Origin of the sequence: Mesorhizobium sp. WSM4313 (assembly GCF_002294725.1) — a bacterium.
GTDB lineage: Bacteria > Pseudomonadota > Alphaproteobacteria > Rhizobiales > Rhizobiaceae > Mesorhizobium.
This window is the reverse complement of record NZ_NSFT01000002.1, coordinates 22,361-38,495: the sequence shown is the minus strand read 5'-3', so window position 1 is coordinate 38,495 and position 16,135 is coordinate 22,361. Positions and strand designations below refer to the sequence as shown.

Below are 16,135 nucleotides of genomic sequence, written 5' to 3'. Positions count from 1 at the left end.
CGCCCCGGTCTGCCTTCACTTCTCTTAACGTTTGCCTGCCCGGCCGTCCCGCGATTCTTGCATCATGGCTTCAGCCGTCGAACAGCCGCGCTCTCAGCGCCTGTATCGTCCTTGCTTGCGCCGGGCTGCGATAGTCGGCGCATTTCATGTAGCGCGGCCCCGGCACGAACGATCGTCGCACGCAGACGCGTTTCTCCTGGCCGGCGGCGGACAAGCCGATCGTCGAGACGTCGGAGAATCCGATCGTCGCCACCGGCAGCGACCCGGCCGCGTCGAGGCCTTCCCGCGCCAGGATCGCGCGTGCGCGCCGGCAGTAGTCGACCGAGCGGACCGAGAAGCGGGTTTCCCCATGCCCGGCGCGGTATTTCATCACAGTGGTGCAAAGATCGCCCGTGGCGAGCCTGTTTGCCTGCGCCAGATATCTGACGCCGAGCGCGATGTTGGTGGCCGGCTCGCCGAGCTCGTCGAGCGAGCCGCGAAAACCGAGCATCCGCGCCGTTGCCGGCATGACCTGCATCAGCCCGATCTCGCCGTCGGCGCCGTGCACGCCGGGATCGAAGCCGCTTTCGATCTCCATCACCGCATGCGCCAGCACCGGCTCGAGGCCGTAGAGCGACGCCTGGCAGGTCGCGAATGCCTTGAATGTCGCGCGCGTCCGCTCGGGCGCCGCGTCGCAGCGCACGGGCTGCGTCCCCGGCGGTTGCGGTCGTTCCAGCCAGTTGGCGTGGACAGGTGTTTGCCCCAGGCCGAGCAAGGCGACCGCCAGGGCAATTCCAGGAACACTGCGCAGCAGTTTGCCGCTCGCAATCGCGTCAAGACAAAGAGATGGACCGTTTCGCCGTTTCGGTGAAACGGCGGACCGGTCCAGCGCGATCGCCTTCGCCGGTTCTCCGTCGGCCACCATCGCAGCCAGCCGGCGTCCGCTTGCCCGTCAGCTCAGTGCATGTACTCGACCATGCGGTCGTGGAAGCACTCGCATTTGTTGAGCGTGTCTTCGTCCTTGTAGTTCGTCTTGAGGTAGCCATAGGCCATGCCGCAGGCGACCTTGGCTTCCGAGGCCCAGACGAAGGCGGGACGCGACGAGTTGATCCATTCCGGGCTGTTGGCGACGGCGACCGATTCGTCCATCAGCTTCACCACATGGTCCTTGAGCTCGACCATGTTGTCGGTCAGCACCAGGTCCGAGGTGCCCACAGTGCGGCAATAATTCACCGCCGGCTCGCCGATGATGTCGGCGGCGAACCCCGTCGACCCGGCCACCAGCAGCGCCGCGGCCGAAGCCAGCAATCTTATGGAATGTTTCATGTAAGCCCCTCTCCGAATTGCGAATTCATGCTTTGCTGATGTTTAGCATGGAAGCGTGGTGGCGCATAAGTGCTAAATGGTGGCCGTGTGCTGTGCATGCGTGTTGTCATCGTACAAGATCGTAATGGTGCCAGCGGCAGGCGTATTCGTCAGTTGCGCCACGTTTACGAAATTGTTGCCCGAACCGCTGGTGTCGACGCTCAGGTTACCGGTGCCGCTGTCGTAGTGCACGTAGTTGTTGATGTTGCCGGCCGGCGCGGCGTCGAACAGTGCGGTCAGATCAATCTTGTCACCGTCACCGCCCGTGCCACTGTAGTCGGTGATGAGATCCTTGATGTCGAGGTGGTCGAGCTTGAACGTGTCGGCTCCCGTGCCGCCGGTCAACGTGTCTTGGCCGAGGCCACCAATCAGGGTGTCGTTGCCGCCGCCGCCATTAAGTGTGTCGATACCGGCGCCGCCCGCGAGATAGTTGTCGCCGGCGTTGCCGAACAGGAAGTCGTTGCCAGAGCCGCCGATTATCCCTTCGATGCCGGTAAGGGTATCGCCTGTGGCGTCGCCGCCGCCGATCGTGCCTGCTAGCGGGTTGGTGGGGTCTGCCGGAGCACCCGATGCATGCCCGTCGTCGGCCAGGTGAATGGAGACTGCACCAATGCTGCCCGAGTAGTCGACAATATCGGTTCCAGATCCGCCCGAGATCGTGTCGGTATGTGTGCTTCCGGCGATAACGTCGTTCCCGGACGTCCCGGTGAGCGTGTAATTGCTGGAGCCGTCTGCTGCCACAACGTGAACGCCGAGAGACTGCGTTGCCGTGGTATCACCGTCCTTGTCGGTCGCCGACACTGTAAACGCCAGGTTCTGATCCTGGGGCAAGACGTTATGCGTCAGCGAGATGTTCGAGAACTGCGCACCCTGCCCGGAGACATTGACTGCGCTTATCTGCAGCTGGTTAAAGCTGATCGACGGATCGATTACAAATGTGCCCGTTGCAGTGATGGAGATGTCGCCCGACACAGACGTGTTGGTAAGAGTGTTGGTCGCAACCCAGTGATAGGTCCCGCCCGAACCGTTCAGCGAGTTGACGACCAAGCTCACGGAGTCATTCAGCTCAGCATTGGTGCTGGGCGAATTGTCAACACCGATTCCAGTGCCGGCCGTGTGAAACTCCATGGTGAAGGATTCATTTCCGCCGACGAAGGTGTTCGCGACGCCAAATCCGTTGTTGTTGGAGTTGATGCCGTCTGGGCTTGAAAATTCGATATGGCCGTCACTGGTTTCGCGCCAATTCGGTCCGCCCGCGGGCAGGTTCTGCAGCGAATAGGTGACTGTAGTACCAGCATCGGGCTTGATAAGGTCGAACTCGTAAGACCCATCGGTCCTCACGGCGAGGTCGAACACTTCCGTCGACCCCGACATCGCGTGGAGAACCGTTGTGCCGTCCGCGGCGATCGTGGTGTTGTAGGTGATGCCGGCAATCGCAGGCCCTACGATATTGAAGTGATCGATGCCGTCCGCTCCCGGTACCAGCGAGAAGAAGCCGGCGACCGAACCAACCTCGTTCGGGATGGTGCCCGACGTGAAGGAGCCCAGCGACGGACCGTCGTCATGGAAAGTGGCCTTGGAGCCGAGATCAATCGACTGCGAGGCCTTGTCCCCATCGCCATCGGTCACGGTTGCTGTCAGCGTCACCAAGCCTGAGGTCAGGCTGATGCCTTCGGACGTGTCCGTTGGATTGTCCACGGTGTTCTCATGTACGGCGCGGAACTCCGTCAGTGTCGTCTGGCCGCTTGCTGTGTTCACTGCAAGTGTGAACACCAGATACGCTGCATCACCGCTGTGGCCGGCCACGTAACCCGAAACAGTGCCGCCGCTTTGCGTCAGCACCACTGCCTGACCGGTTGCCGAGTCGATCAGGTTCGAAGTCACACCCTGCGAGGAGACGCTTACACCGTAGCTGGTGGTGGCGCCGTCGGCACCCTGTACTACAGTGAACATTCCCGCAAAGGCGGCCGTAGCTGCCGTCAGCGCCGCGTTCGGCGTTGAGCCATTCGGCAAGTAGCTTTCATCGACGTCCAGCGTCGGCGCAGCCGTGCCGCTCAATATGATGGAGGGGCCGTCATCCTTGATGCTCAGCGCGTTGCCGATGTTGAGCGACTGCGAGGCCTTGTCGCCGTCGCCGTCGGTCACCGTCGCCGTCAGCTGGATCAGGTTGGCCGTCAGGCTGGTGGCGTCGTCGGGCGTGTTGGAGGCATTGTCCTCATGCACCGCCCGGTCGAGATCGAACGACACCTTGCCGTTGGCATCCACGCTGGCCGTGAACACCAGCGGGCCGCCGACGCCGGCATGGCCTTCGACCACGTTGCCGTTCATCGACAGCACCACCGTCTGGCCCGTCGCCGTGTCGACCAGGTTGGAGGGGCCGGCCGTCACGCTGAGCGCGTAGCTGGTCGTGCCGCCGTCGGCGCCCGTCGTCACCGTGAAGGCGCCGCTGAACGAGCCTTCCGCATGCGTCGAGCCGGCAGGGCCGGTGCCCGAGCCGTTGATGCCGTTGTTGGTCGCCGCCGTCAGGTAGCTCTCGTCCACCGTCAGCGTCGGCGCAGCCGTGCCGCTCAATATGATGGAGGGAACATCATCCGTGATATTGATCTTAATAGTCGACGTAGACGTATTGCCGAAGCTATCGGTCACCGTGAAGGTGAACACGTCCTGCCCAGGCTGCACATTGGAGCCGTCGTTGCCCGCCGGCACATTCGCTTCGGGCTTCGTCAGCGTATAAGTATAGGTACCATTCGCGTCGACATGCAGGATGCCGTAGGTGCCATTGATGTTGTTCCCAACATTGCCGGTGACGTCGCTGCCGACATCGCCGGCCTGAACACCGGTCACAGTCGCCCCGTCAGGATCCGAGAAGGTCAGCGTGCCCGTCGTCGTCTCTGAGCCGTCGCCCGCATGCGAGCCGTCGACCGTGCCGGGGCCAAGATCGCCGGCTGGCGGCGTTGTGTCGATGCCAGCCTCGTTCACCGCCGCAACCTCCGCCACCACACGCGGTTGGCTGCCGGTCACGTCGATCGTCAACGTTGCTGGCGAGGTATCGCCGTCGCCGTCGGTGATCGTGTAGTTGAAGACGTCGCTGCCAGTCGGCGTGTTCGGATTGGCGTGATAGCTGTAATCGCCATTGGCGTAGACCGTCAGCACGCCATGCGCGCCGGTCACCGTCGTGACGCCGTTGTTCGTTACCGAACCCGTCCATGCGACCGATGCGATCCCGTCCGCTCCCGCCGTGTCGGCCGCGCCGGTGCCGTTTGTGCTCGTTCCGGTCTCGACATTGCCCGTCACCGTCTCGCCCGACTGCGCCGCGTCCGTGTCGGCATGCGCCGTCGGCACATCGTCGATGACATTGATGGCCAGGTTGCCGGAGGCGGGCTGCCCATCCTGATCGGTCACGACGACCTCGAAGCTGGGTACAGCTTCGGTATTGGCCCCGTCGGCGCTCGTGGCGCTATGGTAGTCCGAAGTCAGCGTGTAGCTGTAGTGGATCGCGCCCGCGCCGGTCGCGCTGTTGTACTCGTACCACGCGCTCACCGTGCCGTTGGTGGTCGGGTCCGTGAACGTCGTCGGATTGCCCGAGTCGCTCGACAGCGCATTGCCGCCCAGCGACACCGAGTTCACGCCATCCTGCGAGGTGAAGCCGATCGTGCCGCTTACCGCGTTCGAGCCGTCATGCAGCGTGCCGGTCGCCAGTCCCGCCTCATAGACGATCGCTCCGTCGGCGCCTGCGGCCGGGATATCCCCCAGCTTCGGCGGGTCATTGCCGATATCGATCGTCAGCGTCGTCGACGACTGATCGCCATCGCCATCAGTCAGCGTGTAGTGGAACACGTCGTCCACGCCGCCCGGCGTGTTTGCCGCACGGGTGTAGGTGTAGCTGCCGTCCGAGTGCAAAAGCAGCGTGCCGTACTGGCCAGCGATCGAGACGCCGGCGTCCGTCACAGTCTGCGCGGAGCCGGCGCCGTTCTTGCCATAGGCCGATGTCACACTGGCGTCATCGGCGCCCTTGAAATCAGCGCCCGCGGCGTTGCCGTCGCTGCCGGCTCCGGTGATGACGTTGCCATCGATTGGCGTATGCGAACCCGCAGCCACGCTGTCGGTATCGTCATGCGCCGTCGGCACGTCGTCAATAATTTCGACGGACAGCGTTCCCGGAAGCGAAACGTCGCCATCGCTGTCGGTGACCGTCACCGTCATGTTGTCGAAGATGGAATCGGTGCCCGCACCGGAATGCTGCTCGCTGTGCACCAGCGTATAGGTGTAGCTCACCTGGCCGGTGGCGGCGTCGTAGCCGTTGATGGTCAGCGTGTTGCCGAAGGGCGTCGCAATGTTGATCGGTGTCGACGCGCTGTTGGCAAGCTCAGCGGCGGTGATCACATGGCCATTAATGTCCACCGAGCCGATGCCGTCGGGCGAGGTGATGGTGAAGGTACCGGTGTTGTGCTCGGACGGGTCGTTGTCCATTGCGGGGTCGGTGCCCGCTTCGCCGGACCCCGTCGCGCCGGCGGTCTCGAGGCCTTTTTCATCGACGCTGGTGTCGCCGCCGCTGGTCGAGGGCGTCAGGTCGAGGATCGTCGGCGTCGAATCGGGCAGCAATCCCGGGAACAGCTCGCGATGGTCCGGCTGGCCGAAGGCAAGGTCCGTCGGTGGCAGCAGCGACGTCAGGCCGAAGCCGTCGCCGATCCCGCCTGCGGGATGTTCGAAATTGCCGCCTGCGCTGCCCGGCGAGCCGTTGCCGCCGGCCGAGATCGAGCCGTCGGCGCCGAAGGCGATATCGACATGGCTGGCCTCGAGCGCGGCGATCAGGGCCACGCGCGGCACCTCGACGTCGCCGAGAATGAAGGTCGGCACATTCAGCGCGGCGTCCTTGATGACGATCTGGGATCCGTCGGGCTGCGTGAGGACGAGATCATGTCCGTCGACCTTGATGTTGTCGATTGACACGCTGGCCGGAAGCTTCACGACATTGCCGGCCTCGACATGATATTCATGCGGCGTATTGCCTGCCGCTGCATTTGCCGCCGGTGCGTTCGCGGGCGCAGCAGCCTTGGCATCGGCCGGCTGGTTTGCGGCCGGCGCATTGGCCGCGCCTTGGGCCGGCGCGCCGCTGCCGACATCGACCGGCACCGGTTCGCTCGCCGCCTGGGCGGCGGTCGCCTGCGCAACCTGCACACCCGTCGAGATATGATTTTCACCAGCGCTGGTGTGCTCGTCCCAGGAATTTGAAACGGCGTCGAATTCGATATTGGTCGTCATAGCTAAAGCCCCTCCGGCATTTCCCGGAAAGAGACATGTCAGGCCCGGGCTTTGCAACAGACGTTCAATCTATTTCATATATTCGAATATGTAGAGAATCGCATTTTTTACACTTGGTAAATTGCGATGATATATCTGGATATGCATGACCTTAACGAGGGTGGGAATGACCGCGCAGCACGCCTTCCGCCTTGGTAAATGTAAGTATAATTTCGAATAAAATTTGACGCAAAATAGAATAGCGTGATTCGCGGAAATTTACCCACCTTCATTTCCGATAATTTGAGACAAGATTGGTAGCGTCCACAGTCAAAGGTGGGCGTTATGAAAATACAAAAAGCAGACCCGACGGGGATCAAGGTACTCTTGCTGGCGATCGGCCTTGTCGCTCAGGCAGGTCCATCGTCGGCAAGCGCGAATTCGGGCGCGGCTCCTGTCCTGCAAGAGGTGCTTGCACCCGCGAGCCTCGGCGGCGTTTCGCTGGCCCGGCCGCTGCCCTGGCAGCCGGCCTCCGCGTACCGGATCGCGGATGTTTCTATGGGCTACGCGCCGGCAGCGCCTTACGAGGCTGAAGCGCACGCCAAGACCGATCCCGGCATCGACCCGATCCAGACCGCCGCGATCATCCCCGGCGTCTTCGGCTCGGTCGCTTTGTCGATGCGCAACTTCCCGGTCGCGGCGCGCTGGGCTCCGGTCTACAGGGCCATCGTCGATTGCACCGCCGGCAGCGTCTGCGACCGCGAGACCCCGGCTTTCGCCGAGATCGTCAAGATTGCCGGCGACAAGGGCTTTCGCGACAAGCTGTCCTTCGTCAACAGCAGCATCAACCGCCTGATCGCCTATCGCAAGGACAGCGTCGTCTATGGCAAGCTCGACTATTGGGCGAAGCCGTCGGAAATCCTCGAGCATCGCGCCGGCGATTGCGAGGATTTCGCCATATTGAAGATGGCGGCGCTGCTCAGATCCGGCATCCCGGCACAGAGCATGTCGCTGGTGGTGCTCCAGGATCGCCGCCGCAAGTTCTTCCATGCCGTCCTGTCGGTGAGCACGGGAAGCGGCACCTTCATCCTCGACAGCCTCGGCAACGCCGTCCTGCGCGACAGCGATCTGCCCGACTATGTTCCGCTCTATTCCTTCAGCACCGATCGCGCCTGGATCCACGGGTCGAAGTCCGGCGCGCAGGTCGCCGACATCGCCGGCGGCTTCGCCACGGTCGCTCCGGGGGAAGGATCGCCGGATCCATCGGTGGCTTCGAGCCTGAGGCAGTAGTTTCGAGCGGTTCAGCGCCTCGCGGAAAATAACACGGTCGCTCTGTTGTCTTCGCGCATTCCGGACAGTTCCGGAGGAATGCGTAGCTCTAGCCGTTGTAGACGAAAGCCATCAGCAGTTCCGGCTCGGTGACGGGCGCACGCACGGCGCTGAGCTGGCCGCGATAGCGGCGCTCGCCGGCGCCGATGACGAAACCGCTGGTGACCGGCGTTTCGCCATTGGCGTCGAGCCGGGCGAAGATGTCGGGAACGTTGAGGTCGAGCGCCAGCTTCAAGTCCTGGCGCCCATCCTCCCCGGGCGCGCTCGGCAATTGGCGCCGGACCAGTTGCTGGAACGGCGTGTTGAAAGCCAGGATCTTCTTCGAAGAAGACAGCGCGAAGGCGGGCGAGGGGCAGGCGACCAGAATCGCGTTGATCGTGCGGATCGAAGCGAGCTTGCGCAATTCCATGCTTTCCTCGGCGAGGCCGCGCATGCAGGCGACGCGGATCGCCGAGGTGAGGTTGCCCTGGTCGGGATGATGTTCGGCGATCTCCTCGACCAGCATGCCGATCGTGCATTTGCGGTTTTCGGCCATCTGCTTCAGCGACACCCAGAAGGCGCGCTCCAGCCGGATGCCGCGACGCACGCCGCCGCGCGCCACGACGCGGAATTCGGGGCCGAAATCCTCGGCCGCGAGCGATGGCAGAAGCCGTTCGCGCGAAGTGTCCGGATGGATGGCGCTATCGCTCACTCATTGCCTCCTGACGCGCCTTGTTGATGGGCTTCAAAAGATAGTTGAGGATCGTCTTGCGTCCGGTCTTGATGTCGACCGAGCAGATCATGCCGGGGATGATCGAATAGGTCTTGCCGTTCCTGGTAAGCGTCGATTTGTCGGTGGCGACCCGGACCTGGTAATAGGGCTCGCCCGTCTTCTGGTCGACGAGGCTGTCGGCGGTGATGTTGGAGACCTTGCCCTCGATGCCGCCGAAGATCGAGAAATCATAGGCGGTGACCTTGATCAGCGCCTCCTGGTTCGGCTGGATGAAGGCGACGTCGCGCGGCGAAACCCGGGCTTCGACCAGCAGCGTCTCGGAGGTCGGCACGATGCCGGCCACCACCGCGCCGGGCTGCACGAAGGCGCCGAGCGTGTTGACGTCGAGCGTGTTGACGATGCCGTCGACCGGTGAGCGGATGTCGGTGCGCGCCACCTTGTCGGTGGCGCCGCGAATAGTTTCGTCGACCACGGAAAGATCGGCGAGCGCCTGCGTCAGGTCGCTCAACGCCTCCTGCTGCAATTGCAGCCCCAATTCGTTAACCTGAAGCTGCGCCTCGGTGATTGCTCCCTTGCTCTTCTTGATGGTCTCGCCGGCAAGGGTCAGTTGTCCGCGAAGGTCGGTCTGTTCGCGCTCGACACGGATCTGTTCGGTCCTGGCCATAAGGCCTTTCTTGACCATGGGTTCGACCAGCGCCGCTTCCTGGTCGGTGACGGCAAGGCTCTTGGACAGGCGGTCGGCGTTGGCGGTGGCCTCGTCCAGTTCCTTCTCGCGCTGGTCGAGGCGCGATTTGAGAACCGACAGCTTGACCTCAAAATTGTCGCGGCGCGCCACAAGCAGCCTTTGCTCGTTGTCGCAGATCTCCGGCGCGACCTTCTGGATCTCCGCCGGGCAGGGAAACGACCCTTCGACACTGCCGCTCTGCTCGAACTGCAGCCTGGCGATGCGCGCCTGCAAAGCTCGCGCCTTGGCCTTCTCTTCGCCAAGGCTTGAAGTGTTGCCCGAATTGTCGAGGCGGATGATGAGGTCGTTCTTCCTGACGGTCTGGCCTATCTGGACGGCGATCTCCTGCACCACGCCCGGTTCGCTGGCCTGGATGATCTGCGTCTTCGAAGCGGGTATCACCTTGCCGTCGCCGCGCGCGATCTCGTCGACCTCGGCGAACGACGCCCAGGCCGTGAAGCACACGAACAGCGCCCCGACGATGTAGACGGACGCCGAGGCGAAAAGTGGTGGCCGGTCTTCCCTTGCTAGCATGTCCATACGTTCCGGTCAGGCATTTGCCTTCTGCAGCGCCTGAATGACTTGTTCCTTCGGCCCGTCGGCGACGACGCGGCCCTGGTCGATGACGATGAGGCGGTCGGCAAGTTCCAGCATGCTGTAGCGATGGGTCGACACGATCAGCGTCGTGCTGCGGTCGAACGCCACCTTGAGCTGCTTGATCAACTGCCGCTCGGAAGCGAGATCCATCGAACCCGACGGCTCGTCCAGGAAGACGATCTTCGGTTTGGTCAAAAGCAGCCGCGCGATCGCCACAGCCTGCCTTTGGCCGCCCGAGAGATTGGTGCCACGCTCGCCGACATTCATGTCGTAGCCACGCGGATGCCGCGACACGAAGTCGTCGACGCCGGCGGCCTTCGCCGCATCGATGATCTCCTCGTCCGTCGCTCCCGGCGCCGCCATCAGGAGGTTCTCCTTGATGGTTCCCGAAAACAGGTCCCCGGCCTGCGCGACGATGCCGACCGCGGCGCGGACTTCCGAAGGGTGGTATTGGCGGATGTCGATGCCGTCGAGCAGCAGCTCCCCCGACGTCGGCAGGAACAGCCGGCCGATCAGCCGTCCCATCGTGGTCTTGCCGGAGCCGATGCGGCCGATGATGCCGACCCGCTCGCCAGGCTTGACCGCGATGTTGAGCCCGCTCAGAACCTCGTTTTCCGTGCCCGGATAGGCGAAGCCGACATTCCTGAAGACCAGCGCGCCGCTGCGGATCGGCCGGTTGACGAAGCCGACGGTGTCGGGGCGGTCCTCCGGTTGCGACATGATCGTGTTGATGATCTTGAGCGACAGCATCGCCTGCCGGAACCGGGCAAGCGTGATGGCGATCTGGCCGAGCGGCGCCACGGCGCGGCCGGCGAGCATCACGGTGCCGATGATGGCGCCGGTCGACACCTGGCCTTCCGAGAACGCATAGGCGCCGGCCACGACCAGGGCGACCGTCACGAATTGCTGGATGGCGCCGGTGATGTTGCCCGCCGCCGCCGAGAGCTCCTTGATTTTTTCCGACGTGTTGGCCGCGTTCTTCGAGTGCTCGCCCCATTTGCGCAGCAGGTAGGCCTCGGCGCGCAGCGACTTGATCGTCTCCAGCGTCGAGATGGACTCGACCAGCAGGGCCTGGCGCTGCGACGCCTCGTTCATCGAGGCCGCGACCCGCTTGCCGATCCGCCGCTGCGTGATCAGCCCGACAATGACGGAGATGACGAAGGCCAGCGCCGGTATGACCACCAGCCAGCCGCCGATGGCGTAGATGACAGCCAGAAAGACGAAGACGAAGATCGTGTCGATGAAGACGCTGATGGTGTTCGAGGTGAAGAACTCGCGCACGAATTCGTATTGCGTGACGCGGTTTGCATATTCACCCGTCGACCCGGGCCGCGCCGAAAGCGAGGAATTCAGCACTTTCTCGAACAGCAGGTAGGAAATTCGCAGGTCCGCCTTGCGACCGGCATAGTCGATCAGCGACGCCCTGGCCGTCTTCAGCAGCAGGTCGAACAGGATCGCCGCGCCGATGCCGAGCGCCAGCACCCACAGCGTCGAGATCGCCTTGTTGGGCAGGATGCGGTCGTAGACATTCATGGTGAAGATCGGCGAGGCGATCGCCAGCAGATTGATGAACACCGCCGACAGCACCACTTTCGAATAGGTGCGCCAGAACGCCCCCATCGTGCCGGTGAGCCAGTGGCGCCTTTCGATCCGCGCGGCGGTGCCGACCGTCATCTCCTCGGCCTGATTAGCATAGGTGATCGAGAAGGACGTGCCGCCGCTGATATAGCTTTCGGCGAGTTCCGACCTGTCGATCGTGGTGCGGCCGTTTTCCTGTGGCGCCGTCAGATATTGCCCGCCCTCGATTTCCGCCAGGAGGGCGATCGGCAATTGGCTGACGCGAAAGACGATGGCCGGAAGATCGAAGCGGCCGCGCAGGAAATCGCGATGGCTGAAATTCTGCACCTCCAGGCCGATGCGCTCGGCCAGATGACGGATCTCGTCCGGCTCGATGCGCGTCTCCGAAATCGGCACGCCGGCAAACAGCACCGTTTCGGCGCTCGGCCTGCCGAGATAGGCCGCCACAGCGCAGAAGCAGGCTTTGAAAGCCTCCTTGGGCGATAGGATATTAGGTTGCTGGTTCACGATCCGCCCCGAAGGACCGAAGATCGATACTACATCGGCTACTTTTTCCTGACCGGCGCGAGGATGTCGAACGGCAGATCGTTCTTCTGCTCCGACGGCGTGCGCGCATAGGTCTCGGTATCGGCCGTGGCCGGCACACCGAATTCCTCACGCGCGTAGGCCGCGGCCTGCTTGGCCGGCTGGATGTTGAGCGTCTTCAGCAATTCGCCGGTTGCGGCCAGCAGCCGGTATTCCGCGAACAGCGACGCGTAGGACGACGTGTCGGCCAGCGTCGCGGTGTTGAAGCGCGTGTTCTGGGCATCGAGCACGTCGAGCAGCGAGCGCTGCCCGACCTTGAACTGCTCGCGATAGGAGGCGACCAGCTTTTCATTGGTGGCTGCCTGCTGCCGCAGTGTCTTTGCCAGCTCCGCCTGGCGGAAGCGGCGGTCCCATGAGGTCCGGACGGCTTCCTCGATCTCGCGCAGCACCTGGTGCAACGCAAGGCGCTGCTCGCTGGTGCGGCGAATCTGTTCCTGTTCGTTGGCCTTGTCGATGCCGCCGCGATAGAGGTTCCAGCGCAGCACCACCCGAGCCTGCAGATCGCTCGCGTCGCCATTGTCCCCGTCGATGTCATATCCGCCCCGGGCAACGCCCTCGGCGGTAACCGTCGGGCCGTATTTCGCCCGCGCCGCGTCGACCAGCGAAGCGGCGGCGTCGATGTCGCTGTTGGCCATATGGACGCGCGGATTGTTCTGCCTGGCGAGCCCGATCGCATCGTCCAGCGACCGCGGCAGGGCGGCTGCGACATCGGCGGGCCGCGACGCGTTGGTCAGCGGCTTGCCGACATTCTTGAAGAAGCGGATCTTGGCCGCCTCGAGTTCTTCGGTCGCTTCCTGCATCCGCGCCTTGGCGGCATAAAGGCGTTCCTCGGCCTGCTGCCGGTCGGCATCGTTGAGCGCGCCGCCTGCGATGCCTTGCCTGATATCGCTGAGGATGGACTGATGGAAGCCGAGGTTCTTCTTGGCTTCGACCACGATCGAAGCCTGCAGCATGTATTCCAGATAATCCTGGACGACGGCGAGCCCGATGAACTCGGACCGTTCCAGAACCCTGAAGGACGCTCCATCGACCCGCGAGGCCTGGCGGTTCAGCTCCGCCCGCCTTGCGCCGCTGTCATAAAGCGTCTGCGAGACGGTGAGGTCTGCCTCGTTCGGATAGAGAGCTTTGTGATCCTCGTCGAGAGCGCGCCGCGTGTCGTTGTCCAGGCGGCGAACGCCGGTCGATGCTTCCAGGTCGACGCTGGGAAGGTAAAGGCCTTTGGCCTGTCGCAGCTCGAATTCGATCGCTTCGCGGTTTTCGATCGCCTGTCCAATCTCCGGATTGGACTCCACGGCGACGGCGACAGCTTCTTTGAGTGTGAGTGCGCTGGCGCTACCACAAGCCAACATTGACACCGTGACAGCAAGCGCAACGCGCCAGCCGACGGTAATTTTACCCGTCCTGGTCATTTCTACCCCGTGACTATCCCCGCGCCATTATTTTTTTATTGGCGCTTATTTGCCCAAGCCTGCCACCGGACCTTTCAGCCAGTATCTATCAGATTTTTTGGGGCCGTGAGCATATAATGGATTAGACACCCGCTAAAATTGCGATTTCCGGCATTAGGGTTAAAGCCTGTAGCAAAAATGGCACAGAAACCGGGCGCGCTCGTCGGGACTCTCCCAGTTCAAAGCGCGCAGCGATGGTTATGGTCTGAAAGAAACGGCGAATCGTACGGCGGCCATGCACAAGCTCCCGCGAAATCTGCTGCGGCCTTGCAAAGCACGCGCAAGAAAACGCCATTTCAGCCTGGTTTGATTGGCAAACGCGGATCGTTCCCTGTATTGCCGGCCGAGCAAAAAGCCGTGGATTTTGTTGCATGACCAATATCACCCTGACCGGGCTTGCCCGCGAGCTTGCCCGACGCGCCGCCGAGGGCAGGCCGGTGCGCATCGGCGTCATCGGCTCCGGCGAGATGGGGACCGATCTGGTGACTCAGGGCATGCTGATGCCGGGCATCTCGATCGCGGCCATCTCCACGCGCCGTCCGCACACCGCCCGTGAGGCGATCCGCATCGCCTTTGGCGACGAGGCGATGGCGGTAGAGGCCGAAACCGCTTCCATGGTTACCCGGGCGATCGAGAGCGGCAGGATCGCCATCACCTCGAACGAGATGCTGGTCACCAACCCGCTGATCGACGTCGTCATCGACGCTACCGGAAAACCTGGCGTCGCCGCCGATTTCGACCTGATGGCGATGGAGCATGGCAAGCATCTGGTGATGATGAACGTCGAGGCTGACGTGACCATCGGCTGCTACCTGAAGCAGCAGGCAGACCGGCTGGGTGTCGTCTATTCGGTCGGCGCGGGCGACGAGCCGTCAAGCTGCATGGAGCTGATCGAATTCGCCTCGGCGCTTGGGCTAGGCATCGTCGCGGCCGGCAAGGGCAAGAACAATCCGCTCAACCACGACGCGGTTCCCGACGACTACCGGGAAGAGGCGGCGCGCCGCAACATGAACCCGCGCATGCTGGTCGAGTTTGTCGACGGCTCGAAGACCATGGTCGAGATGTGCGCCATTGCCAACGCCACCGGGCTGGTCCCGGATGTTCCAGGCATGCACGGCCCCAGGGCCGATCGCGATCAGCTGGCCAAGGTGCTGATCCCGAAAGAGCGTGGCGGGCTCCTGTCGAGGAAAGGCGTCGTCGATTACACGATCGGCAAGGGCGTGGCGCCCGGCGTTTTCGTCATCGTCGAGGCGATGCACCCGCGCGTCGTCGAACGCATGGACGATCTCCATGTCGGCACGGGCCCTTATTACGGCCTGTTCCGGCCCTATCACCTGACTTCGCTGGAGGTGCCGCTCACCGCCGCCCGCATCATGCTCTACGGCAAGCCCGATATGGTGCCTCTGCCGAGGCCGGTGGCGGAAGTCTGCGCAGTCGCCAAGCGCGACCTTGCCGCCGGGGAGACCCTGGATGCGATCGGCGAGACTTGTTACCGCTCCTGGACCATGACCGTCGGCGATGCCCGCGCCGTCCGCGCCGTCCCGGTCGGCTTGCTCGAAGGCGGCAAGGTGCTGAAGCCGGTGAACAAGGGCGAGTTGTTGACTGAGGACAATGCCGTGCCGGACCGGACAACGAGGCTCTACGCCCTGCGCCGGCTTCAGGATGACATGCTCTACGGAACGAAGATTACTTCCCCAGCTCTATCGACCTGAGCCGCGCGGCTTCCACGGCGTCGGTGACGAGCTTCGTCAAGCGGTCGCCGCCCATCAGCACCGCAAGCGCCGCTGCGGTCGTGCCGTTGGGGCTGGTCACCTGCTGGCGCAGCACGCCCGGCTCCTCGTCTGCTTCCGCGGCGAGCGAGGCGGCGCCGAAGACGGTCTGCATGGCAAGCAGCTTGGCGGTTTCGGCGGGAAGACCGGCCTTCTCGGCCGCGACCGTCAGCGCCTCGATGAAGTGGAAGATATAGGCCGGGCCGGAGCCGGAGACCGCCGTCACGGCGTCCATGAGGCCCTCGTCGTCGATCGTCGTCACGACGCCGCTCGCCGAAAGCAGCTCAAGGACGAAGCGGCGGACGTCGTCGGAGACCAGCGGGTTGGAGAAAACGACCATCATGCCTTTGCCGATCGCCGCCGGCGTGTTCGGCATGCAGCGGATGACCGGCGCGAGCTCGCCCAGGATTTCCTCGAAAGTGGCGACCGGCATGCCGGCGGCGATGGAGAGAAAGCTGGTCCTGCCGTCGCCGAAGCGCTTGTACTGCGCCGTCACCTCGCGGATCACCTGCGGCTTTACCGCGATGACGACGAGATCGGGCACGGCATCGGCCGGAATGCCCGCAGCGTCGGCGGCGGTGCGGCAGCCCAGATGTGCGGCGCGCTGGCGCAGTTCCGTGTTGGGCTCGACCACGAACACCGCTTGCGGCTCGAGCTTGGCGGATTTCAGCCAGCCCGAGAGCATGGCGTAACCCATATTGCCGCAACCGGCGAGAATGAGCCTGATCGTCATGAAAACCTCCGAGAAGGCTCTCCTTAGACGGTTGCGCCGCAGTGGAAAAGAGCAGTCGGCGGGAGATCGATCGGC

11 protein-coding genes are annotated in these 16,135 nt (G+C 63.4%); 3 read left to right on the top strand and 8 right to left on the bottom strand.

Annotation, left to right across the window (positions count from 1 at the left end; translation table 11 throughout):
- Window positions 1–70 precede the first annotated feature (70 nt).
- The 3 genes from CK219_RS04880 to CK219_RS04870 form a co-directional block, all read right to left on the bottom strand.
- Complete coding sequence (locus CK219_RS04880; RefSeq protein ID WP_348628328.1) at window positions 71–682, bottom strand: transglycosylase SLT domain-containing protein; 612 nt, start codon at window positions 680–682, stop codon at window positions 71–73.
- Between the two features lie 254 nt (window positions 683–936).
- Entirely contained in the window at window positions 937–1,305 is a 369-nt protein-coding gene (locus tag CK219_RS04875; protein WP_095765659.1) for a hypothetical protein, read from the bottom strand.
- Window positions 1,306–1,377: 72 nt separating this feature from the next.
- Window positions 1,378–6,312: a DUF5801 repeats-in-toxin domain-containing protein gene (locus CK219_RS04870; RefSeq protein ID WP_176476934.1), complete on the bottom strand. Its 4,935-nt coding sequence runs from the start codon at window positions 6,310–6,312 to the stop codon at window positions 1,378–1,380.
- Window positions 6,313–6,930: 618 nt separating this feature from the next.
- Between CK219_RS04870 and CK219_RS04865 the strand changes: the two genes are divergently transcribed.
- Window positions 6,931–7,875, top strand: a complete 945-nt coding sequence (locus CK219_RS04865) for a transglutaminase-like cysteine peptidase (protein WP_095765657.1) — start codon at window positions 6,931–6,933, stop codon at window positions 7,873–7,875.
- A gap of 88 nt (window positions 7,876–7,963) precedes the next feature.
- Here CK219_RS04865 and CK219_RS04860 read toward each other — a convergent pair whose 3' ends face one another.
- The 4 genes from CK219_RS04860 to CK219_RS04845 are packed head-to-tail and all read right to left on the bottom strand — an operon-like array spanning window position 7,964 to window position 13,459.
- Entirely contained in the window at window positions 7,964–8,605 is a 642-nt protein-coding gene (locus tag CK219_RS04860; protein WP_095765656.1) for a ribbon-helix-helix domain-containing protein, read from the bottom strand.
- Entirely contained in the window at window positions 8,595–9,884 is a 1,290-nt protein-coding gene (locus tag CK219_RS04855) for an HlyD family type I secretion periplasmic adaptor subunit (protein ID WP_095766155.1), read from the bottom strand. Before CK219_RS04855 ends, CK219_RS04860 begins: the two co-directional genes overlap by 11 nt.
- Window positions 9,885–9,899: 15 nt before the next feature.
- Window positions 9,900–12,032 carry a type I secretion system permease/ATPase gene (locus CK219_RS04850; protein ID WP_095765655.1) on the bottom strand — a complete coding sequence of 711 codons (2,133 nt, stop codon included), beginning with the start codon at window positions 12,030–12,032 and terminating at the stop codon, window positions 9,900–9,902.
- A 38-nt stretch (window positions 12,033–12,070) separates the two neighbouring features.
- A complete protein-coding gene (locus CK219_RS04845) occupies window positions 12,071–13,459 on the bottom strand; it encodes a TolC family protein (protein WP_224532565.1) in 1,389 nt (462 codons plus the stop codon).
- 237 nt (window positions 13,460–13,696) lie between these two features.
- Between CK219_RS04845 and CK219_RS31055 the strand changes: the two genes are divergently transcribed.
- Together CK219_RS31055 and CK219_RS04840 are read left to right on the top strand one after the other, a co-directional pair.
- Complete coding sequence (locus CK219_RS31055) at window positions 13,697–13,933, top strand: hypothetical protein (protein ID WP_141245293.1); 237 nt, start codon at window positions 13,697–13,699, stop codon at window positions 13,931–13,933.
- Window positions 13,930–15,270: an NAD(P)H-dependent oxidoreductase gene (locus CK219_RS04840; protein WP_095765653.1), complete on the top strand. Its 1,341-nt coding sequence runs from the start codon at window positions 13,930–13,932 to the stop codon at window positions 15,268–15,270. Before CK219_RS31055 ends, CK219_RS04840 begins: the two co-directional genes overlap by 4 nt.
- Here CK219_RS04840 and proC read toward each other — a convergent pair.
- Window positions 15,245–16,060 (bottom strand): pyrroline-5-carboxylate reductase, encoded by an 816-nt coding sequence (gene proC, locus CK219_RS04835; RefSeq protein ID WP_095765652.1) that lies wholly within the window; start codon window positions 16,058–16,060, stop codon window positions 15,245–15,247. The genes CK219_RS04840 and proC overlap by 26 nt on opposite strands.
- Between the last annotated feature and the right edge of the window lie 75 nt (window positions 16,061–16,135).

Excerpts from the sequence above, each read along its gene's own strand:
- CK219_RS04875 (WP_095765659.1), bottom strand. The coding sequence starts at position 1,305 with ATGAAACATTCCATAAGATTGCTGGCTTCGGCCGCGGCGCTGCTGGTG.
- CK219_RS04865 (WP_095765657.1), top strand. The coding sequence starts at position 6,931 with ATGAAAATACAAAAAGCAGACCCGACGGGGATCAAGGTACTCTTGCTG.
- CK219_RS04855 (WP_095766155.1), bottom strand. The coding sequence starts at position 9,884 with ATGCTAGCAAGGGAAGACCGGCCACCACTTTTCGCCTCGGCGTCCGTC.
- CK219_RS04845 (WP_224532565.1), bottom strand. The coding sequence starts at position 13,459 with ATGTTGGCTTGTGGTAGCGCCAGCGCACTCACACTCAAAGAAGCTGTC.
- CK219_RS31055 (WP_141245293.1), top strand. The coding sequence starts at position 13,697 with ATGGCACAGAAACCGGGCGCGCTCGTCGGGACTCTCCCAGTTCAAAGC.
- CK219_RS04840 (WP_095765653.1), top strand. The coding sequence starts at position 13,930 with ATGACCAATATCACCCTGACCGGGCTTGCCCGCGAGCTTGCCCGACGC.
- proC (WP_095765652.1), bottom strand. The coding sequence starts at position 16,060 with ATGACGATCAGGCTCATTCTCGCCGGTTGCGGCAATATGGGTTACGCC.